The 21,759-nt window shown below is 47.4% G+C and carries 18 protein-coding genes; 8 read left to right on the plus strand and 10 right to left on the minus strand.

The window, feature by feature from the left end; all coding sequences use genetic code 11:
* Positions 1 to 128: 128 nt before the first annotated feature.
* Positions 129 to 1,301 carry an amidohydrolase gene (locus C1A11_RS07460; RefSeq protein ID WP_102049855.1) on the plus strand — a complete coding sequence of 391 codons (1,173 nt, stop codon included), beginning with the start codon at positions 129 to 131 and terminating at the stop codon, positions 1,299 to 1,301.
* 220 nt (positions 1,302 to 1,521) lie between these two features.
* Here the strand turns inward: C1A11_RS07460 and C1A11_RS07465 are convergent, their stop codons facing one another.
* The 6 genes from C1A11_RS07465 to C1A11_RS07490 all read right to left on the minus strand — a co-directional run bounded on the left by C1A11_RS07465 (position 1,522) and on the right by C1A11_RS07490 (position 6,640).
* The gene (locus C1A11_RS07465; RefSeq protein ID WP_102049856.1) at positions 1,522 to 2,856 is read right to left on the minus strand and encodes an acetyl-CoA hydrolase/transferase family protein; all 1,335 of its coding nucleotides are present in this window, start codon (positions 2,854 to 2,856) and stop codon (positions 1,522 to 1,524) included.
* Positions 2,857 to 2,898: 42 nt separating this feature from the next.
* Positions 2,899 to 4,092, minus strand: coding sequence for an MFS transporter (locus tag C1A11_RS07470; RefSeq protein ID WP_102049857.1), 1,194 nt, complete (start codon positions 4,090 to 4,092; stop codon positions 2,899 to 2,901).
* Positions 4,093 to 4,399: 307 nt separating this feature from the next.
* Positions 4,400 to 5,284 (minus strand): LysR family transcriptional regulator, encoded by an 885-nt coding sequence (locus tag C1A11_RS07475; protein ID WP_102049858.1) that lies wholly within the window; start codon positions 5,282 to 5,284, stop codon positions 4,400 to 4,402.
* Positions 5,285 to 5,496: 212 nt separating this feature from the next.
* The gene (locus tag C1A11_RS07480) at positions 5,497 to 5,913 is read right to left on the minus strand and encodes a DUF2178 domain-containing protein (RefSeq protein ID WP_102049859.1); all 417 of its coding nucleotides are present in this window, start codon (positions 5,911 to 5,913) and stop codon (positions 5,497 to 5,499) included.
* The gene (locus C1A11_RS07485; RefSeq protein WP_102051035.1) at positions 5,897 to 6,130 is read right to left on the minus strand and encodes a helix-turn-helix transcriptional regulator; all 234 of its coding nucleotides are present in this window, start codon (positions 6,128 to 6,130) and stop codon (positions 5,897 to 5,899) included. The genes C1A11_RS07480 and C1A11_RS07485 overlap by 17 nt, the downstream gene beginning before the upstream one ends.
* A gap of 186 nt (positions 6,131 to 6,316) precedes the next feature.
* Positions 6,317 to 6,640: a hypothetical protein gene (locus C1A11_RS07490; protein ID WP_102049860.1), complete on the minus strand. Its 324-nt coding sequence runs from the start codon at positions 6,638 to 6,640 to the stop codon at positions 6,317 to 6,319.
* Positions 6,641 to 6,921: 281 nt separating this feature from the next.
* Here C1A11_RS07490 and C1A11_RS07495 point away from each other — a divergent pair, with 281 nt between their 5' ends.
* Positions 6,922 to 7,659, plus strand: coding sequence for a nitroreductase family protein (locus C1A11_RS07495; RefSeq protein ID WP_102049861.1), 738 nt, complete (start codon positions 6,922 to 6,924; stop codon positions 7,657 to 7,659).
* 106 nt (positions 7,660 to 7,765) lie between these two features.
* Here the strand turns inward: C1A11_RS07495 and C1A11_RS07500 are convergent, their stop codons facing one another.
* The 4 genes from C1A11_RS07500 to lepA all read right to left on the minus strand — a co-directional run bounded on the left by C1A11_RS07500 (position 7,766) and on the right by lepA (position 11,926).
* Entirely contained in the window at positions 7,766 to 8,668 is a 903-nt protein-coding gene (locus C1A11_RS07500; protein WP_102049862.1) for a diacylglycerol/lipid kinase family protein, read from the minus strand.
* Positions 8,669 to 9,079: 411 nt separating this feature from the next.
* Positions 9,080 to 9,628: a DL-endopeptidase inhibitor IseA family protein gene (locus C1A11_RS07505; RefSeq protein WP_102049863.1), complete on the minus strand. Its 549-nt coding sequence runs from the start codon at positions 9,626 to 9,628 to the stop codon at positions 9,080 to 9,082.
* 36 nt (positions 9,629 to 9,664) lie between these two features.
* A complete protein-coding gene (locus C1A11_RS13805) occupies positions 9,665 to 9,814 on the minus strand; it encodes a hypothetical protein (protein WP_180950283.1) in 150 nt (49 codons plus the stop codon).
* Positions 9,815 to 10,081: 267 nt separating this feature from the next.
* Positions 10,082 to 11,926 (minus strand): translation elongation factor 4, encoded by a 1,845-nt coding sequence (gene lepA, locus C1A11_RS07510; protein ID WP_180950284.1) that lies wholly within the window; start codon positions 11,924 to 11,926, stop codon positions 10,082 to 10,084.
* Between the two features lie 174 nt (positions 11,927 to 12,100).
* On the opposite strand from lepA, the gene C1A11_RS07515 reads away from it, so the two are divergent.
* The 6 genes from C1A11_RS07515 to C1A11_RS07540 are packed head-to-tail and all read left to right on the plus strand — an operon-like array spanning position 12,101 to position 21,758.
* On the plus strand, positions 12,101 to 13,186 hold the full coding sequence (locus tag C1A11_RS07515) for a mannose-1-phosphate guanylyltransferase (RefSeq protein ID WP_423242023.1): 1,086 nt from the start codon (positions 12,101 to 12,103) through the stop codon (positions 13,184 to 13,186).
* Positions 13,187 to 13,243: 57 nt separating this feature from the next.
* Positions 13,244 to 14,263 (plus strand): GDP-mannose 4,6-dehydratase, encoded by a 1,020-nt coding sequence (gmd, locus tag C1A11_RS07520; protein WP_102049866.1) that lies wholly within the window; start codon positions 13,244 to 13,246, stop codon positions 14,261 to 14,263.
* Positions 14,256 to 15,215 (plus strand): GDP-mannose 4,6-dehydratase, encoded by a 960-nt coding sequence (locus C1A11_RS07525; RefSeq protein WP_102049867.1) that lies wholly within the window; start codon positions 14,256 to 14,258, stop codon positions 15,213 to 15,215. Before gmd ends, C1A11_RS07525 begins: the two co-directional genes overlap by 8 nt.
* A 15-nt stretch (positions 15,216 to 15,230) precedes the next feature.
* Entirely contained in the window at positions 15,231 to 17,495 is a 2,265-nt protein-coding gene (locus C1A11_RS07530) for a glycosyltransferase family 4 protein (protein WP_102049868.1), read from the plus strand.
* Complete coding sequence (locus C1A11_RS07535; RefSeq protein WP_102049869.1) at positions 17,492 to 19,165, plus strand: phospho-sugar mutase; 1,674 nt, start codon at positions 17,492 to 17,494, stop codon at positions 19,163 to 19,165. The genes C1A11_RS07530 and C1A11_RS07535 overlap by 4 nt, the downstream gene beginning before the upstream one ends.
* Positions 19,166 to 19,193: 28 nt before the next feature.
* Entirely contained in the window at positions 19,194 to 21,758 is a 2,565-nt protein-coding gene (locus tag C1A11_RS07540) for a glycosyltransferase (RefSeq protein ID WP_102049870.1), read from the plus strand.
* Position 21,759: the final 1 nt, after the last annotated feature.

The raw sequence follows: 21,759 nt of genomic DNA on the forward strand, positions 1-21,759 counted from the left end.
AGCATAAAAAAGTATTCATACGAATGCCCGGCTGTAAAAAGCCGGGCATTTCGGGCATTATCAAGCCGATACCACCTAATCAGTGCGGTACCGACTAATACAAATGAGATTACAAAGGGGTAATTATCATGAACATCAAAGCATTGGCCGAAAAACACGAGGCGTACATTATCGAGCGCCGCCGTTATTATCATGCGCACCCGGAGCTTTCGGGCGAAGAAAAAGAGACCCGCGCAGCACTTAAAAAAGATCTCGAAGCCATGGGCGTCGAAGTAACTGAGATGAAAAACTGCTATGGCCTCACCGGCATGATCCGCGGTGGAAAGCCGGGAAAAACCGTAGCACTCCGTTCGGATATCGACGGGCTTGCTGTCAATGAGGACACTGGCCTGCCTTTCGCAGCAAAGGACGGCAAGATGCACGCGTGTGGCCATGACAACCATATGGCAATGCTGCTGGGCGCAGCGAAAATCCTCACCGAAGTCAAGGACGAACTGTGCGGCAATGTAAAGCTGATTTTTCAGCCCGCAGAAGAAATTGCCAGCGGCGCAAAATGGATGCTTGCAGAAAACGTGATGGACGGTGTGGACGCCATTTACGGCGCGCACATCTGGGGCAATTTTGATGCACCGCTGATTGATGTCACACCGGGCAACCGTATGGCAGGCTGTGATACCTTCACCATCAACATTGAGGGTGTTTCTGCTCATGGCTCTGCACCCAACCTCGGCGTCGATGCTATCACCGTTGCCGCCGCTGTCATCAACAATTTGCAGCAATATGTCTCCCGCATCAACGACCCGGTGAAGCCGCTTGTGCTGACAATTGGAGAAATCCACGGTGGCCAGCGCTTTAACATTATTGCAAACCATGTAGAGATGCAGGGCACCATCCGCACCTTCTCGCGCGATAAATCCGATGAGGGTGTTATGCGCCGCATTATTGAAAACACCGCTGCGGCCTTTGGCGCTACCGCTACCCTTGATTATCAGTACATGACCAAACCGGTGATTAATGATAACGAGCAGCTGAACCGCCTTGCGCATGACGCAGTGGCAAAACTGTACGGGGAGTCTGGCATCGGCCATCTGGAAACGCTGATGGGCAGTGAGGATTTCTCCTTCTTTGGCGACAAAGCTCCGTATGTATTCGGCTTTATCGGCAGCCGCAACCCGGACAAAGAAGGCTGTACCTATACCAACCACCACGAAAAATATACTGTCGATGAGGATGTGCTGAAGCGCGGTGCTGCCGTAATGGCACAGTTCTCGGCTGATTTTCTTGCAGAAACTGCGCAATAACGAATCTAGTACAGGACCGAAATTCAATTTTGCATTTGCTATAAAAAAACAGGGCTGCTTTTGAGGTAGCCCTGTTTTTTATAAATTTACGTGGATGGGAAATTACTCTTACTAAAATCAAGAGGAGCAAGGAGAAAATGGTCTGATTGGTAGTGCTACCGCTCTATAGAATTTTTAGCTATGGACCACAACAGAAACAAAATAGAACTAATTTGTTAACCTACCAAATCATATATTGTTGCGCTTGTGCCCGCAATTCTTCTCTAAAGTCCGGATGTGCAATCTGAATCAACGCTTCTGCGCGCTCCGCTACGTTCCGGCCTCGTAGCCAAGCGATGCCATACTCTGTGACCACATAGTCGACGTCGTTGCGAGAAGTGGTAACTGTTGCGCCTTCATGTAAAAATGGCACGATTTTAGAGCGCAGCACCTCTTTGCCGTCAGCGTCTTTGGCTTTATAGGTAGCGTGCATTGCAATGATGGATTTGCCTCCTTTTGACATTTGTGCGCCCTGCACAGTCTCTGATTGACCACCGGTGCCGGACCACTGCTGATAGCCCACAGTTTCAGACGCGCATTGGCCGGTGAGGTCAACCTCCAGCGTTGCATTAATGGAAACGAATTTATTGTTTTTCCCAATTGTATACGGGTCATTTGTGAAAGTGCAAGACTTGAAAAGTACGGAAGGGTTATTGTTTACGTAATCGTAAAGGCGCTGGCTGCCCATTGTAAAAGAGCAAACAGAATAGCCATCCAAAAGCCCTTTGCAAGAATTATCGACTGCACCGCATTCAATTAGGTCGACCATCGTTTCGGTAAACATTTCGGTGTGAATACCCAAATGTTTTTTGCTTTTCAGTTCGGCAGCCACGGCATTTGGAATATTACCGATGCCAAGCTGAATCGTAGAGCCGTCTTCCACCAACGATGCAATGAGCTTACCGATGGCTGCATCCACATCGGTGTATGCGGCCAGTTTGCTGATAGGGATAGGGCGGTCAGATTCTACCACAGCAGCAACTTCCGAAATATGAACCTGTGTATCTCCAAATGTACGGGGGAAGTTGGGGTTGACCTCCACAATGGCAAGCGCACCTTGGTTGATAAGGTCGCGTTCGTAGATTGCGCTGACCGAAAGAGACATGTAGCCGTGAGCATCCATGGGAGATACCGTAGCCAGCACGACGGGGCGGCGTTTCTCATAGCGTACCCGGTCCATCACCTTGCGCAGTACAGAGGTAGAGCTTTGCGGAATTGCACTGACCATTTTTTTAGTATGGGCATCACGCAGAGCCGCACTGAAAAACCAACCATTATGTGACATAACACCCTGCATTTCGGGGTCTTTAAAAGCCTCATAGTATTGCAGGGGTAAACAGGTGTTTAAGGTGGTGTTTTTTACACCTGTTTTTTTGAGGTGTTGCAAATGAGAAAGAATGGCCGCCGGCTCGCCGCCGGCCTGTGCTGAAAACATATAGTCACCATCTTGGATCAGCTCTAAAGCTTGCTCCGGGGTTTTCAGCTTTTCGCTGTACATTAACTCAAACGAATTCATATAAATACTCCTTTGTTGTAAACGGTAAGAAAACGGTGAATATTATTTTTTGCGCCCTGTTTCCGGCAATAAAAAAGACCCCAAAAAGAAAGTGCAGCTCATAATGAGTGCGAGGTTGAGCCCCATGGTATAGCCGGAGCGATCAATAATAAAGCCGATTACGAAGTACGCGACGGTTTCAATGATATAAGAAAGTGCCCAGAACAGGCCCATAATTGTCGTAAGCTTTGCGGGCGTCATATCCGGAAGTTCCTGCGGAATCATCATCAAAGAAGTAACGGGCAAGAACATAAAGATGCCGATGCAAAGAGCTGCGACAGCAGCAACGCCGCCGCTTGCAGTTTTGAACATCAAAAAACCAAACAATGTCATAGCGAGGCCAGCCCAGCGGATAACCGGCAAACGTTTAAAGAAGACCTTAGAAAGTGCGATAGCAAGCAATGAACCGACGATTCCGCCAACGGCTACGAGTGTGCTCAACGTTTTACCGCTGATTGCAGTGGTACCCGAAATGGGGAAAATATTGAGCAGCACAATGTAAAAGGTAAGCAAGCCAGAATAAGTAAGCGGAAGCAACCAGTTGATTTTTTCTTTGAGTGCCTCACGTGCGGTATAGGTTTTTTGTGCTGCACCGGTAGTGCGGTTAAGCTCGAAATCTTGCCCGAGTACAGGCCACAGAACAAAGAGTAAGGCACTAATGCAAGCAAAAAACGCCATGCTATATTGCCATGTTTTCAGCCAGGCGATTACCGGCCCCACCACCAGCATTGCAACAATACCGCCAAAGTTATAAGCTACACCGTTGAGTGCATTCACCGTGGGGCGTTTTTCTGGTGCAAAGTAGTGGATTACAACGGGGCTAAAGTAAACAATATAAAGCGCACCGCCAAATCCCATAATAAAGCGCCCCAGAATGAAGAGCCAGTACTGAGGTGCCAAAATGGCAAGCGCACTGCCTAAGACGATAAGCCCTGAACCAAGCCCAATTGCTTTTTTAGGAAACAAGCGATTTAGAATAAGAGCCGCCAAAAAGTTACCGATAATTTTTGCAAGAGTAATTGCGTTAGAAATAAAAGTGGCAGAAGCAAAAGTTTTAAGCTGAAAATATTCCATAATCTGTGGGGTCAGCGTGCTACCGGCAATCCAGTTTACTGCAAAAAATGCATAGGTGAAAAACATAATAAACTCGATGGCGAACGCTCTGGTCGAAGAAGTCTTCGTTTGCTGATTTTCCATGATTCCTATGTCCTTTCCTAGATAGGGCGAACCGCCGTCCGCTCTATGAGTGGTATATTTTCGCAATGGCCATAGCGATTTTCTATTTTGATGATAGCATCCACGCTCCCAAAAAGGAAATAGCAATTGTTCATCGGGTGATGAATAGAATTCATGCTGTTTTACTCATTAAAACTCTAAAATACATAAATTTTTGTTCATAATGCACTTGTTTGATGCGGGGTGTTTGTTTTATATCGCTAGAAAAAGATGCACTGCAACAAAAAAACAGAGCCACGTCAATCGTGGCTCTGTTTAAATTAGGGGACTATGTAGGTCTAGTTTCATCACAAAGACTTAAAAAATGTTGCATCGGCTCAGTTACAAATTTATCTTTGCGATAGATTAAAGTTAATGCCCAAGGGAACTCGGGATTTTTCAACCGGGCTTGGTGCACCCTGGCATTGTAACATTTGTCGACAATGGGCTTGGGCAAAATAGTGACACCTTGGTCGGCTGCCACCATCTCCAGCAATAAGTCCCACTGCGAGCTTTCAAACGCAACCTTTGGCACAAACCCCGCAGCTTTGCAAAAATCTAGTACAAGGTCATAATACATATAGTCAGGGGTTACCATCAAAAATCGCTCTTCTTTTAACTCTGTGGCATTCACAACCCGTTTGCCAGCGAGCGGGTGCTGTTTAGAAACCACAAGCACCGCTTCTGAGGCGTAAACCTTGCGACTGAAAAAAGCTTCGTCTGCAAATGGTTCTATCACGACACCTAAATCCAGCTTTCCTGCCCCGACCAGCTCTTTTACAGATTTAGAAGTCATTTCGGTAATGCGTAACTCTACCTGCGGGTATTTTTGCTGAAACTTATAAATTTGCGAAAAAAAGTAAATAGTACCGGCAGTTGGCGGTAGTCCTAAACTAAGCGCTCCACTGCCCCCGTGAATTCGTTGATATAGCTCCTGTGTTTGCAGGTGGTAATACTCTAGCAGATTTACAGCATAATCGTAGAAAAGCTTGCCCTCTTTTGTCAGTTGAAATTCTTTGGCGGAACGATCAATCAGCTCTGTTTCAAACTCGGTTTCGAGTGTGCGAATAGATTTGCTAAGCGTAGATTGACTGACGAACAATTTCTCCGCCGCCTTAGTAAAACTGCTTTGTTGCACAATTTCGGCGTAATAGCTTAACTGGTTTAAAGTCACAGGCCGCACATCCTTTCGTGTGTTAGCGCAGTTTCTTCTGCTGGATGATGTTACACCAAGTATAGCAAAGCAAATTTTTCTTTACAAGTAAAGCATCTTCATCTTATGAATAAAACATGACAACGATAAAAGCGGATATTCAAAAAAATAATGCGAAAAAAAGAAAAGACAGCCTATTTCATATGGTTTGTGAAATGCTTTTATCGAATAGGTTATTCATGCTTTTCGTAATATAAATTTGCCGCCAAAATGATAATGAAGGAAAGGACAGTGTAGCCTGCAGCAAGAATAAACGCGCCAAGAAACATCGGGCTATTGGTGAGCGAGTAAAGAACCATCAATAATAGCGTAAGGCCTAGATTTAAGCTTTGCAGGATATTCAGCGCCATGCGAGCCGTTCTCATTATAATATACTGGTCGCGCTCGTCGGTATCAGCAAGCGAGTCTTCTAGGGCAGAAACTTTGGAGAAGCTGCGCGTAATATCCATTGCCGCGAGCAAAAACATTAAAGTAGCAACCAGCCCAAAACGGGTGTGGTAACCTTTGGCCCAAATATCGAGCAGCACTGTGATGCCTAAAGTGAGAAAGACAACTCCGCGGACAAAACCGCGCTTATGGTGAATTTTCATTGATATGATCCTCCGCTTGTTTATTTTCTGCAAGACAGTACAAATCTTCCACTGAGGTGTGAAAAAGCAATGCAAGCCGGTAAGCAAGCATTAATGAGGGATTGTACTGCCCCTTTTCTAGCGAAATGATGGTGCGCGAAGAAACGCCGACCATATCCGCAACTTCTTGCTGAGTAAGACGATGTTGTTGACGATATTCTTTCACTCTGTTTTTGATCACGATTCCTCCTTTAATAACGTGAAATATACTTCATGTGAAGCTTATTTCATATTATAGCGACTTTGCTGCAAATGTCAACAAAGTTTCTATAAAATAAGTTCAGCAATGATAAAAGTTATGGTAAAATAAAAGCGACAACCGCATTTGCACGGTTGTCGCTTTTCATATTAGAAACAATATGTACTAGAATGTGACGGACAGACTAATCAGCAAAGAGCCGCAGAGCAGCAATTTTGCCAGAAAAATCGAACGTTTTAACACAAAACGCAAGATAATAGCTGCGACGGCGAGCAACGCAGCCGCAATGGCAATCATCTGCATACCAGCATAGTTAGAAGGCTGTGCGGTATAAGCAATAAATCCATTAAAAATGCAATATCCCGCCATCAGCATAAAAATCACGCGTGCTGTTGCCGCTTTTTTGACAAGGAACAAGGCGAGCAGTCCCGCAACAGACAGCCCAATCGAGCCGTAAGTAAAAACGGCAAGTGCTCCCATCGGTGTCATAAAAAATCCCCATTTCTTTTTCTTAAAGTCTACCTCCCGCCTTACCAAAACCGAAAAGACGAAAAAGTTCTTACTCATTATACCGAAAATGCTGCTTTACGTCAAAAATTGTCAAGAAAAATAGTAAATCTAGGCATTGAATTTCCTCGTATATCAAACTGGTGGGCGGTAAAAGAGAAGAAAAAGCAAGGCTTGATTTGCAATTGATGCTTTTTGTAAAGTATAATATAAAATTTTATAAAAATTAAAATGGCACATTTGCCAGAAGGACGGGAAGATAAATGAAAGAAAACCTTATATTAGCTAGTCTGTACCAACGCAAAAGCGTGCGAGTTTATACAGAAGAGCCGGTGAGCACGGAAGATACACAAGCGATTTTACAAGCTGCCATGCAAGCACCTACGGCAGGGAATATGATGCTTTATAGCATTTTGCAGATTACCGCCCCCAACATCAAGCAGCAGCTTTCAGAGCTGTGCGACCATCAGCCGATGATTGCGAGAGCACCGTTGGTGCTGGTGTTTATCGCCGATTATCATCGCTGGCAGACGCGCTTTCGCGCTGCGGTGGAAGGCGAAACGCGCACACTTGGTATGGGCGATTTATTGCTTGCTGTAAGCGATACGCTAATCGCTGCACAAAATGCAGTGGTAGCGGCCGAAAGCTTGAACTTAGGCAGTTGCTATATCGGTGATGTAACCGAGAATTTTGAGCAGATGAAGCCACTTTTGCGCTTGCCGGAAGAAACTGCTCCGGTCGCATTGCTTTGCATTGGTCATCCGACGGAGCAGCAAAAAAGCAGAAAAAAGCCCGACCGTTTTGCAAAAGAAATGATTGTGTTTGAAAATACTTATCCTGAAGATATCTCGTCGCTAGCGGCGCAGATAGAGCCTGCGGAAGGAATTTTGAATTTTTACAAACGTAAATTTGCAAGCGACTTCTCTCATGAAATGAATCGTAGTGCCGAAAAGATCTATGAAAACTGGAAAGCTACTTGCGATAGTAATGGGACGGAATAAGGAATCTAAAAGAGCAGCCCATGCCGTATGGCAAGGGCTGCTCTTTTTCTGGTAGCAAGCTAAAAAATAATGTGTAACCAAGTAATCATTTGAAAGAGGGCAGAGTTTATTGTGCATCCTTAGGACGCATGATAGTGATTGCCGAGGGCACGACCCCGAGGGAGCAATGCGTGCAACTCCCACCTGCTTCACCATCCAGAGTCCACGCTACTGGCTCTTCAAACTCAAACGTTGCATGCTGGGCTCTAATCAGCCGCACTTCTTCACTCGAAAAATCGCGCGAGAGCAGTTTGCCCACGGTGTTCTGCATTTCAATCACATTACGCGGTGCACGAATCAGCAGCGTCTCGAAGATGCCATCGTTTAATTTCACGGTTAGGTTGTCGCCCAAATGGATGCCGCCTACGGAGAGTGAATTGCTGAAAGCACCGTATAAAAAGTCATCCTCTATTACGGTATCGCCGAGAGTGATTTTGGCATGGTATTTGCAGTCAAACGGAAGATGCTTGATGCCCTCAATGATATATGCAAGGTAACCCAGCGAATTCTTTGCAGCCTGTGAGGTGGTGTATGATACTTCAGTGAATGCCCCAAATGCTGCGATATAGTTAAAGTAGCGTTCGCCGTTAAATGAGCCGATATCGTAGCAAAACGGTTCGCCTTTTGTAATGGCGCGGCAATCGTCCATCAGCTCTCTGCCAAGGCCGAGGGTGGCGGCGAAGTCGTTGGTAGAACCGCAGGGCAGATAGCCGAGCAGCGGCTTGGAAGGCAGCTGCATCAGACCATTAACGGTATGGTTTAAGGTGCCGTCTCCGCCACAGCAAACCACCATATCAAAGGGCTCGCTTTCAGTTAAAATTTCTTCTGCACCATAGGGTGGGCGAATTGAAGAGACAGTAACTGCATAATCTGCGTCGAAAAAGAGCTCAAGCAAGTCAGCAAGCTGTCGACTGATTTTTGCTCTTCCAGAAGTGGGGTTGTACATAAGTAATAGTTTTTTCTTTTCCATCTTTTGCCTCGTTTATTCTATAAAAAAGCTGTGCATTATAGCACAGCTTTTCATATTTACAAAAAATTTCTAATCCACCGCAACGAGGTTGCACTTACTTAAAAGTAAAAGAACCCCATTCACGTGGATAACTATATCACAGTAAGATAGTATCTTCAATAGACAAACTATGAACGCGGATATAATTGGTCATAAAACTATCGCAGACATTGCCAAACGATAATGATAAATTAGCTTAAGGCAAAAATAGAATAAAAAAGTTAAGTGAAGGTAAAAGAGACGCATATTTAAAAACAGAGGATTACATTGTATCGGGACAGCGAGTTCACATCTTTAATCTTCCGTGAGCTACGCGCTAAAACAAAAGGCATGCATCTTTTCAGGTGTATGCCTTTTAATCCTTATCATTGTTTAACTTCGAAAGGCTAGGCTGGCAAAAAGGTCAAATCGCCAACCGTCTGTTTCTTTTAGCATGCGGATAGGATAGTCAGTAGTGGTCTCGGGCTTGGTTACATCGCTCTGGTAATGTCCTCGCATGATAAATTCAATTTGATCTTCTGATTGACTTACCACTTCATAGGTGACTCGTTTAAACCCAATTCCTATGTTCCCGCGATCAGCATCCACCACATATAATTTTCCGTCATGTTCTTTTATACCGACATCGGACAATAGCTCCTTGCCATATGCTTTAGTGAAGGTGGCATAGATTGCCTTTTCAAACGCGGCGTAATTTTCGAAAGCTGTATCTAAATTGTAATTCGAGGTTACGCCCCCTACCGTTTGCGTAATGACAACGGAGAAATCCGGTTGGTAGCCGGGGTGTCCGCCGCCGCCCACGCCGGTGTACAATCTAGTGGCGGCTAAAAATAATTTCTGCTGGTCATTGTTAAGAAAATTGGGCAATGGGATATTGTCATCAGATATACTATTGATACCTCCCAAAGGAGCCAGTGCCAAAGCAGCAGCTCCTTCGCCGCTGGTATGCGGCACAGCCTACGAAATAACCGTACTTTGGGAAGAAACGGAAGTGCTGGAAGAGGATGTGGAAGAAGAGCTGATATCTTGCTGTTTGCTGTCATCTTCACATCCAACCAAAATTGCAACTGCTAACATAGTTGTTAACATTAGTTTTGTTTTATTCATGATGCTCCTTTCTACGTATGCGGAGTGAATAAAAGCGGCAGATTTTAGGCGCTTTTACTAGTGTACCGTACATGATTACTTTTATCCGAACGACACTAGCGCTTTTCACTAAACTACAACAGCCTGGCAGCACTCTTATAAAAGAGGCCTGTCAGGCTGTTGTTCATGTTATCAAGTTGTATCTCTTTTTGCGAATTTATAAAGGCCAAATACGCGAAATTGGCGCCGACAATGCAAAAGTAACGAAATTCGGTACGACTACTATTTTTAATCGAGTTTGAGAACCGCCGTAAATGCCTCACTGGGAACTTCCACAGTACCCAGTTGGCGCATTTTCTTTTTACCCTCTTTCTGCTTTTCAAGCAGTTTCTTTTTACGGGTAATATCGCCGCCGTAGCACTTGGCAAGCACGTCCTTGCGCATTGCACGTACTGTTTCACGCGCAATCACTTTGCCGCCAATGGCAGCTTGAATCGGCACTTCAAAAAGCTGACGGGGGATGTTGTCTTTGAGCTTTTCAGCGATTTTTCTGCCGCGCTCATAGGCTTTGTCAGCGTGAACAATGAGGCTCAGTGCATCCACTGTGTCGCCATTCAATAAAATGTCCAAACGCACCAGCTTGCTGTCCACATAGCCTTTCATCTCATAGTCATAACTGGCATATCCACGCGAAAGGCTCTTGATAGCGTCAAAAAAGTCGTACACAATTTCGCCGAGCGGCAGTTCATAATGCAGGTCGACACGAGTGGCATCAAGATACTTCATATCTTTAAAAATGCCGCGACGGTTTTGGCAAAGTTCCATCAAGCTGCCGACATACTCGGTCGGAGTGTAGATATGTCCGTTGACAAACGGCTCTTCTGCCGATTTGATTTTTGCCGGGTCAGGATAATCGGTCGGGTTGCTGATTTCAATCAGTGCGCCATCGGTCATGGTTAAGCGGTATTTTACACTCGGTGCCGTGGTCACAAGGTCAAGATCAAACTCGCGTTCCAGTCGTTCGATGATAATTTCAAGATGCAGCAGACCCAAAAAGCCGCAGCGGAAACCAAAGCCCAAAGCAGCGGAAGTTTCCGGCTCATAGGTAAGCGAAGCATCGTTGAGCTGCAATTTATCCAGCGCATCGCGCAAATCGTTGTAATGTGCGCCGTCAGCAGGGTAGATGCCGCAGAAAACCATCGGCATAACTTGACGATAGCCGGGCAGCGGTGCGGGTGCGGGGCGGTCCGCATTGGTGACGGTATCGCCAACGCGTACCTCACGCAGACTTTTGATGCTGGCAGTGATATAGCCGACTTCGCCGGCGCACAGTTCTTTACAGGGAGCAAGCGAAAGTGCGCCCATGTGTCCGACCTCGACAACATCAAACTCTGCATCGGTTTGCATCATGCGGATGGTATCGCCAGGTTTTACGTTGCCTTCGCGAACGCGGGTGTAAACAATAACACCCTTGTAGCTGTCGTATACTGCATCAAAGATAAGTGCTTGCAGGGGAACGGTATCGTCGCCCTTGGGCGCAGGGATTCCTGCGACAATCGCTTCCAGCACGTCACTGACATTTTGTCCGGTTTTGGCAGAAATGCGTGGTGCATCAAGGCAAGGCAGACCAATTTCGTCTTCTACCTCGTGTGCGACACGGTCCGGTTCAGCGCTGGGTAAATCGATTTTGTTCAGCACCGGCAAAATTTCCAAATTGTGCTCCAATGCCATATAGGTATTGGCGAGAGTCTGTGCCTCTACACCCTGTGTGGAGTCGACGATAAGAATAGCGCCCTCACAGGCAGCAAGCGAGCGGCTGACTTCGTAGCCAAAGTCCACGTGGCCCGGGGTGTCGATGAGGTTGAACTCATAATCCTCGCCGTCCTTAGCGGTATAGTGCATAGTAACGGCGCGCGCTTTGATGGTAATGCCACGCTCACGCTCCAAGTCCATATTGTCGAGCAACTGCTCTTCCATCTGGCGGTCATCTACCGCACTGGTTAGTTGCAAAATGCGGTCTGCCAGCGTGGATTTGCCGTGGTCGATATGTGCAATAATGCAAAAATTGCGGATGTTTTCTTTTTTCAAGAAGGAATCCTCCGATAAAGTCGTTTTATTAGTATAGTATAGCATAATTTCAAAAAGCAGTATAGATAAAAAATAAAGAGACTATGATTGTGAAGCGGTTTGGTGCGTCATAATCACAAAAACGTAACATTTTAAACGCTTTACTTGTTCTACATATTATATTATAATATCAATACGTATCGCTAGGTTATAATAGCCTGATAAAACGGCTAAAAGGAGATGTACTTTTTGAAAACAACTGCAGTAATTATGGCAGGGGGAAAAGGTGAACGCTTTTGGCCCCAAAGCCGTGCTAATATGCCAAAACAGTTTCTTTCGCTTACTAGTGATGGCAAAACAATGATTCAACTGACCGTGGAGCGTCTGCTTCGTCTGGTAGAGATGGAAGATATTTTTGTTGTAACCAATCAAAACTATCGCAGTATTGTGGCAGAGCAGTTGCCCGATCTTCCCGCAGAAAATGTGCTGTGTGAGCCGATGGCAAAAAATACTGCCCCTTGCGTAGCTTATGCGGCGGCAGTTATCCAGGCAAAATATGAGGATGCAGTTATGTGCATTGTGCCCTCTGACCATATTATCAAAAACAAAGCACTGTTTGCGGACACGCTGTCGCTTGCCGCAGAGGTTGCCGAAAAAGGGGACAACCTAATTACAATTGGCATTACGCCGACCTATCCTGAAACCGGATATGGATATATCAAATTCACCAAAGACGCAGCAGTGGGCCTGCACGGTGTGTATAAAGTGGATCGGTTTGAAGAAAAACCGGATGCTGCAACAGCCACTCGTTATGTAGATGAGGGCAATTACCTTTGGAACAGTGGCATGTTTATCTGGAAAGTGTCCACTATTCTCAAAAATTTTGCACGTTTCTTGCCGGACCTTGCGGCAGATGCAGGAAAGATTCGTGATTCCGTGGGCAAAGACACGCACGAAAAAACAGTTGCGGAGGTCTTTGGGCACTGTGTGGGTGTCTCGATTGATTACGGTATCATGGAGAAAGCACAAAACATTTATACTCTGCCTGGCTCATTTGGTTGGGATGACGTGGGAAGCTGGCTCAGTTTGGAACGAATTAATCCTACGGATGCTGCTGGCAACTACGCCAAGGGTAACGTACTGCAACTTGGTGCCGAAAACAGCATTTTCGTATCAAATGGGCGGCTTGTTGCGGCAATTGGCGTACAAAACCTTATTGTCGTAGAAACCCCTGATGTCACTTTGGTCTGCGACAAAGACAATACACAGGATGTGAAAAAAATTGTGGCGAAGCTGAAAGAGCGGGGCGATATCAGATATCTATAACCCTTTTCCACAATTGAAAAAATTTGCTATAAACAAAACAACTCGGAGGACAAAAATATGAAAAAAGCACTTATTACCGGAATTACTGGTCAGGACGGCTCTTACCTTGCAGAGCTGCTGCTGGAAAAAGGATATGAAGTGTACGGCATCATGCGCCGTAAATCTACGCTGGACTATGGCAATATTGACCATTTGATTGGTGCGGAACATCTGCATCTGATTTATGCGGATATGACCGACTTTGTTTCTCTTGTCAATGCAATGCGGGAATCTGATGCAGATGAAGTGTACAATCTGGCCGCACAGAGCTTTGTTGCAACAAGCTGGGAACAGCCTTTGGCAACAGCAGAAATTGACGCAGTCGGCGTCACCAATATGCTGGAGGCTATTAAACTGGTCAAACCGAGCTGCCGCTTCTATCAGGCATCTACCTCAGAGATGTTTGGTCTGGTACAGGAGATTCCGCAGAAAGAAACGACTCCTTTCTATCCGCGCAGCCCGTATGGTGTCGCAAAACTGTACGGTCATTGGATTACCAAAAACTACCGTGAAAGCTACAATATGTACGCTTGCAGCGGTATTCTGTTCAACCATGAATCTGAGCGCCGTGGCAAAGAATTTGTTACCCGCAAAATTACCGATGCGGCTGCGCGTATTGCTGCCGGCAAACAGGATTGCCTTGAACTGGGCAACATGGAAGCAAAGCGCGACTGGGGCCACAGCAAAGACTATGTGCGTGCAATGTGGCTGATGCTTCAGCAGGACACGCCGGATGATTATGTGGTTGCTACCGGCGAAACCCGCATGGTTCGTGAATTTGTAGACGCTGCTTTTGAAGCACTGGACATTGCGCTAGAATGGCATGGCGAAGGCGCAGACGAGTATGCGACCAATAAAGCAAACGGAAAAACCGTTGTGAAAGTAAACCCGAAATTTTTCCGCCCTGCGGAAGTAGAGCTTTTGTTGGGCGACCCCACCAAAGCAGAAAAAGAGCTTGGCTGGGAGCGTGAAATCGACTTTAAGGAATTGGTCACCCGTATGGTGCTGGCCGACAAAGAGCGCGTAAGCCATGAATAAGCAGCCGACTGACAGACGGGCACTGATTGTTGGTGCAGCGGGCTTTGTTGGAAAATATCTGGCAGATGAGTTAAATGCTGCTGGTGGGTGGTCTGTCTGCGTGACGAAAATGCCGCAGGAAGCCTTGTCCATTGCATCTGTTACTGCCTATGACCTGAATATTCTGGACAGGGCAGCGGTCGACACGCTGCTGGCGGAGCTGCGCCCGGAGGTGATTTTTCACCTTGCGGCGCAAAGCAGCGTCGCGGTTTCTTGGAAGAACCCCGGATTGACGGTAGATGTCAACATCAAAGGTACGCTGAATTTGCTGGATGCGGTGCGAGACTGCGGTTTCTCGCCTCGTGTTTTGCTCATTGGTTCTAGCGAAGAGTATGGTGCGGTAGCACCGGAAGAAATTCCTGTGAAGGAAACTACCTTGCCGCGTCCCGGTAATATTTATGCAGTTACTAAAAATACGCAAAACCAGCTTGGGCGGCTTTATGCGCAGGCCTATGGTCTTGATATTTTATCGACCCGTTCGTTCAACCACATCGGCCCCAATCAAACCCCTCTATTTGTGGTGGCGGATTTTTGCCGTCAGGTGGTTGAAATTGAAAAGGGGAGGCATGAACCTGTTTTGCAGGTAGGCAATCTGTCGGCAAAACGCGATTTTACCGATGTGCGTGATGTGGTGCGTGCCTACCGGCTGCTTGCACTTACCGGTGAAAAAGGCGAAACCTACAATGTAGGGCAGGGCAAAGCTGTTGAGATTAACGCTATTTTGCAGATGATTTTGTCTTTGTCGAAAGAGACGATACAGGTGGAAATTGACCCTGCCAAACTGCGCCCTGTTGATGTGCCGATTATCGAAGCCGACATTAGCAAGCTGCAAAAAGCAACCGGTTGGAAACCCGAAATTTCACTTGGACAAACGCTCGAAGAGACCCTGACATACTGGAGAAACCAAGCGTAAAAGCAGGAGGCCGAGATGAAAACAACACTCATCTGCATCGCCGCAGAGGCTGAACGAGATGCTGCTAAAGAAAATTTGCAGCGGCTTTGCCAATTCTATCCCAACGCACGGCTTTGGCTGTGCGTGTTGGATGGAGACATTCCGCCTGCACATGGGCAGGCGGCAGACATCGAGTTATTTTGCGCCCGAAACCTACTGGGCGATTCGTTTTATGATAAGGCGTTTTATTTTAGCAAAGAAGAGCTGCGGGATTACTGCGGCTTTTTGCTTTGTTCCCGCCTAAATAAAGAACAGGGGCAGATCCTTTGGGTTGCCCCTACTGCAACCGTAACACACTGCGCTGTGCCGCAGCCCGACGAGATTATGCTGCCAGCAGATTCAGAAAAACCAACTTTTGCGATGAGCTATGTGCTGGGCCATGCACACAGCCACCGTCCAGATTATCTGTTGTTTGGAAATGGAACAGGGGTAGCAAACTGGTTAAGCTGGTGCAAAAAAAAGTTTGATTGGCTATTAGAGCAGCATCGGCATATCGTCGCCCCAGAGTATGCGGATGCGTTACGACAACGGAATTTTTGCGCAAGCTGGTGGGATTACGCCGGTTTGTTTGGCTGCAAGGTAATCTTACAGCCAAGCTCGCCACGCACTTCGCAAGCTTCGGACAAAGAAGCAGTACCGTACCGATTCGACTTTTTTGAGGACGGTGTGCGCATTTTTCCAGCATTGCGCGAGTACTATGGCGTTAACTATCATTTGCAAGAAAAATGCGCAGGCAATCCCTTTGCGCATCGTTCTCTTTTTACCGATGAGCAGGTGCTGCTGGGAGATACCACATTGCTGAAAGTCACTCCTGCGATGGAGGCGATTCGCCAGCAGCGGATGGATTTGATTTGTGGCTTCCAGAATCAATTTTCGCAAAACAGAGAAGCCTTTGTGCATTGGTATTTGCAGTACGGCGCACAGGAGCTTTCGTTGGAAGCAGCCTATACCGACGCAGTGCAGGCAGCAGTGGATGCACATGAAGCGGATTGCAGGGCACGCGCCATCGACCGCCGTACGTTTACACAAAAGGTGGAAGACCGGTTGCGCCGCATCATGAAAATGCCACAAAAACAACGAGAAAGCGCGCTAATACCGCAGGCCAAATATCCCGCAGGTGTTAATTTATGCGGTTTCATCAAGGGCGATTTTGGACTTGGGGAATCTGCCCGTATTTTGGCCACCATTTTGGAGGCTGCGAAAATTCCATATACCATTGTGGATTTTCAAGATGCGAAAGAACACACCTACACGAATCAGGCGTTTGCCGATAAAATCAGCAACAATTTTATTTATAATATTAACATTTTCGATACCAACGGAGATGGACAAGCGGTCTTTTTGAGACATGTGGCACCGCAGGCACTGCAAGGGCGGTACAATATCGGCTACTGGGCGTGGGAACTGCCGGAATTCCCCGAAAATGGCTGGGAAGAAGCATTTGCACCACTTGATGAGGTCTGGACCTGCTCTGACTTTACCAGTGAGGCCATTCGGCAGAAATCTCCGGTTACGGTTACTACGGTACCCCATGCTATCACGATGCAGGCACGCTCCTCAAAAACGCGCACTGATTTTGGCTTGCCAGAAAAACCGTTTTTATTCCTTGTAATGTACGATGTGCGCAGTTTTTCTGCGCGTAAAAATCCGGAAGGGGCGGTAGAAGCTTATCTGCGTGCGTTTCCACAGGAAACCGATGACGTGCGTTTGCTATTAAAGCTGAATGTTCCCCCCGATTGGGATGGTGAAGATGGGTTGCTGAAAAAGCTTTTGCGCCGCAGCGATGTGCTCACCATTTCTGAACGGCTTTCCAAGCCGGATCTCAATGCGCTGATTCGTTGCTCTAACGCTTACGTCTCGCTTCACCGCAGTGAGGGCTTTGGCCTTGGCCCGGCAGAAGCTATGGGTTTGGGTATTCCTGCTGTCCTCACAAATTGGAGCGGGAACACGCAATATATGCGAGAAGGTGCGTGCTGTCCGGTAGATTATCAAATGGTGGAGATTCAAACAACACATGGACCTTATAAAAAAGGATGCCACTGGGCCGAGCCAGACATTGAAGATGCAGCCAGACAAATGAAACGTTTGGTGAATGATACCGACTTTTATACCAACATGGCAATAGCAGCCAAAAAGGTAATCGAGGAAGAGTTTTCTCCGGTGGCTGTCGGTAGCATCGTCCGTAAGAGACTAAACACGCTTGGGCTTTTGCCGGAAGAGAAAGGAAGCGCTGAACTATGAGCAATGCTGAAACACGCTATCAAGAATGGCTGAATTATAAAAATTTGGATGCTGAACTAAAAGCAGAGCTGGTCGCAAATGCAGACAATAGCACTGAAATTGAGGATCGCTTTTACCGCGACCTCGAATTCGGCACCGGAGGCCTCCGGGGTGTGATTGGGGCCGGTACGAACCGCATGAATATTTATACGGTTGCAAAGGCGACACGCGGACTTGCTGCATATTTAAAGGCCGAGTTCCCTCAGCCGTCCTGTGCCATCGCATATGACAGCCGAAATAAGTCGCACCTGTTTGCCCAAACAGCGGCAGCGGTATTGGCCGAAGCGGGGGTTCAGGTCTACTTGTATCCGGAGCGTATGCCCACGCCGATGCTTAGCTTTGCAGTGCGGTATTTGGGCTGTATGGGCGGTATTGTAATTACGGCAAGCCATAACCCAGCCAAATATAACGGCTACAAGGTTTATGGCGCAGACGGCTGCCAGATTACGCTGGAAGCTGCAGAAAAAGTGCTTTCGTTTATCACTAGCGAGGCCGATTTTGTTTCAGAAGAGCCGAGCTACGACGCCTGCCTTGCCAACGGCAAAATCAAACTGATTGACGCACAAACCATCGAGGCCTATTACAGCGCCGTGCTGGAGCAGAGTGTGGAAGCACCGGCAGTGCCGCTGAAAATTGTGTATAGCCCCTTAAACGGCACTGGCAATCAGCCCGTGCGAGAAATTCTTAAACGGATTGGAAATGTGCAGGTTACGGTGGTGCCGCAGCAGGAGCTGCCGGACGGTAATTTTCCGACCTGCCCCTATCCAAACCCCGAAATCCGTGAAACGATGGAGTTGGCAGTACAGCTAGGACGTGCGGAAGGTGCAGACCTTTGTTTGGCTACCGACCCCGATTGCGACCGCGTAGGTGTAGCCGTGGTACAAGGGGATCAAGTTACCTTGATTAACGGCAATGAGATGGGCGTCATGCTGTTTGATTTTATCTGCAAAAATCGTATTGCAAAAGGTACAATGCCTGAGTATCCAGTTGCTGTAAAAACCATTGTTACCACCGAAATGGCGGCGGCCGTTGCAAAAGAATATCAGGTGGAACTGCGCAATGTGCTGACAGGGTTTAAGTTTATCGGCGAACAGATTGGATACTTGGAGCAGGAAGGCCATCCGGAGCGTTATATTTTTGGTTTCGAAGAGAGCTACGGCTATCTTTCCGGCGCATATGTACGCGATAAGGACGCCGTGGACGCTGCAATGCTGATTTGCGAGATGGCTGCTCACTATAAAAAAGAAGGTAAGAATCTAGTTGATGTGCTGAATAGTCTGTATGAAAAATACGGCTATTATAAAAGCGATTTGCTCAGCTTTACCTTTGAAGGCCCTACGGGGATGGACACCATGAAAGGCATTTTGGACAAGCTGCGTGCCGAGCGCCCGACAGAGTTTGCCGGCTATGCAGTAGAGCAAACCATCGATTATGAGAATGACGAGACCGGCCTACCCAAAAGCAATGTCTTGGCCTTTGGGCTGGCGGAGGGGTGTTATCTGGTAGTGCGTCCTTCTGGCACCGAGCCGAAGCTGAAAATATATGTAACAGCAAAAGCAGAAACCGAGCCTAAGGTAGAGGAAGCAGTACAGCGTTTGAGTAAAATATGTACGACCCGCTTCGGTGCATAACCGGTTACCATCAAAAGGAGAAGAAAGTATGAGAAACGCGCGAGCCGAGCTGGAACGCAAGTACAAATTGCGGCTGCTCGCCAAGCAATGGCGGGGCACACAAACTGAAATTCCGGAAATCGAGAGCGATCGTGTGGGCGAATTTGATATCGCCCTCGCAGTAAATATGCTGGAGGAAAACCTAAGTTGCGCATATCGCAACAGTGGCAACCAGTTGCATCATCCCATCGCTTCCCATATCCCCGGGGTTAGCGTGGTGCGGCGCGCACTGCGTAAGCTGATTTTCTTTCTGTTTGGTTGGTTAATCAATCCAGTCATCGCACAACAAAACGAGTATAACCACGCAATGGCGGATGCCGCTACGCTGCTTCGTCAGTTGTTGACCTTGCAGCAGCAGCGGGCAGACGAGATGAAAACCGTGCAAAACAAATATCGAAAATTACTGGAAAATGCCGAGAACCGCTGTGCAGCTTTGGAAGAGGACATGGAAGTGTATCGGCAGACGCTGGAGCAGGAGCGAGAAAGATGCCGTCGCACCATGGAACAGCAAACATGGGATTTACGAATGTCCACCGCACGCTTTGAGCGTGCAGTGGCACCCCAGTTGCGGACCACTCGCCCTTATAAGAATGTATTGTCGATACCGGTTACGGCATCCGCTTTGCCGTCTCCCCTTTGCGAGACGATGCGGGCGGCACAAAACGATGGAAACGCATACGAGAGCCTGTTGACACAGGTGGCAGACGCATATGAAGAGCATCTCAGAACGCACCTGTGCTACCAAGGTAACAAGCGCCCGATTGTACTTTTGTGTAACCACTTTTACAACGAATATGGTCTGGAAGCGATAAAAAACGAAACAGGTGCGTTATTTGCCTTATTAACAAAGCAAAGCGAATATGCGGTACAGTTGGTTTCGCTAGAAGAAGAAGTGCGAAGCTGCGGCGATAATGCGAATGTGCATTATATTACCAGAAGCCAGCTAAAAACTACTTTGGATACCCTGAACCCCGCACTTGTTGTGATTATGGAAAGCACACCGTATCTGGTGTTTGATTTTGATAACGCACTGCTGCCATACCACTTGCTGTTACGGTTGAGTGCGCAAAACCCCTTACAGGGGCTGGATGAACACACCTGTGAAGAATTGCTTCATTTTAATGACTACGGCAAACAGACTTATGCAGTAGAATCGCTGCGAGCTGCTCAAATTCTGGAACAGCGTGGATTTACCGATGTACATCTGTGCTACCCTCCGGTGGAACAGTTTAAGATTTTGGCGCGTCGCCGCACGCAATGGACGGGGCGGCCTGTCGTCGGTTTTGCCTCTTCTCCCATGCTGGAGAACCAGCTTGCAGACCGTGGTGCGGAGTTGCTTTGCGCCTTGGTGACTGCCTTGCCGGAGTTCGACTTTCTTTTGCTGTGGCGTAACCCGGGGCTTGCTGTGCCAAAAGCACTTGCGAACGCTGATAATTGCAAAATATGCTACGGCAAATATGATATGGAGCGGTTTTACAACGAAATTAGTTGTTTGCTGATTCCCTATACTACGGAGGACAATAACCACGCTTGCTCTCTTTCTGCCATAGAAGCGATGCTCAATGATATTCCTGTGGTAGCCACCAGCGTAGCAGGAGTAAGTGATTTGGTACGGCAAACCGGCTTTGGCGGCGTTGCAAAGCCGGAAGTATCTGCGGTAGCCGATGCGCTGCGACAGGTGAACGAGAGCAACACTTCGTTGGAAGAACCCATGCGTGATTTTCTTTTGCAGCAGTTTAGTGGCATGAGGCTGCTGGAACTCGTAGAGGAAAAAGCACAGGAAGCACCGCCGCGTGATGTAATGATGTTGGGCGAATGGGCACAAACTTTGGCCGCAAACGGCCGCCAATTGCTGCGTGGCACAGATGCAATCAAAGAATATGCTCGCTTACAAACATTATCGCCCGTAGCTCCGGCAGAGGGAACCGTTGATGCCAAAGAAAAAAGTCTCTCCGCTTTCAAGCAGAGAGCGGTTCGGGTTGTGTTGCAACAGCAGTTTGGAAGCCAGCCGATACAGACTTTGCATATTGCTACTGGGAATCCGGAAATTGCGCAAGAGTGTTTGACGGCCGGAACCTGTGTGTCCGTAACAGGAGCAGAAGAGGAAAAGCAGCGATTGCAACAGCTTTTCGGTGCGAATGAGAATTTTTCGGTACAGCTTTGTGATTACAGCAAGCAGGACTTGGCGCAGCAGTTTGATGCCGTTGCCGCTTTCGGGTATCTTTGGCATTTCAGTTATGCGCAGCGGTGTGCGCTCTATGCACGAATTCAAGACAATCTGCGAGCTGGCGGTCTGCTACTGTTCGATGCGCCCAATGCACACATGCCGATTCAATATAGGGCAGGTGGATTTGGCAACACTGAATTATATGAGGTGCCTTTCACCAAGGAGGCTCTCTTGCAAGAACTCACAGAACAAGGCTTTGAACCTTGTTATTTGCTGCCAGTAGGCGCAGGTATACTAGAAGCTCTGCCGCAAGATTTGGCAGAGGAGCCGTTGTTCTGGACAATCGGCGCGGTTTGGCTGCCAAAAAACCAAAACGAGAAAGCGTGAG

This window comes from Pygmaiobacter massiliensis (assembly GCF_900199435.1).
In the GTDB taxonomy this organism is placed as follows: Bacteria; Bacillota; Clostridia; order Oscillospirales; family Ruminococcaceae; genus Pygmaiobacter; species Pygmaiobacter massiliensis.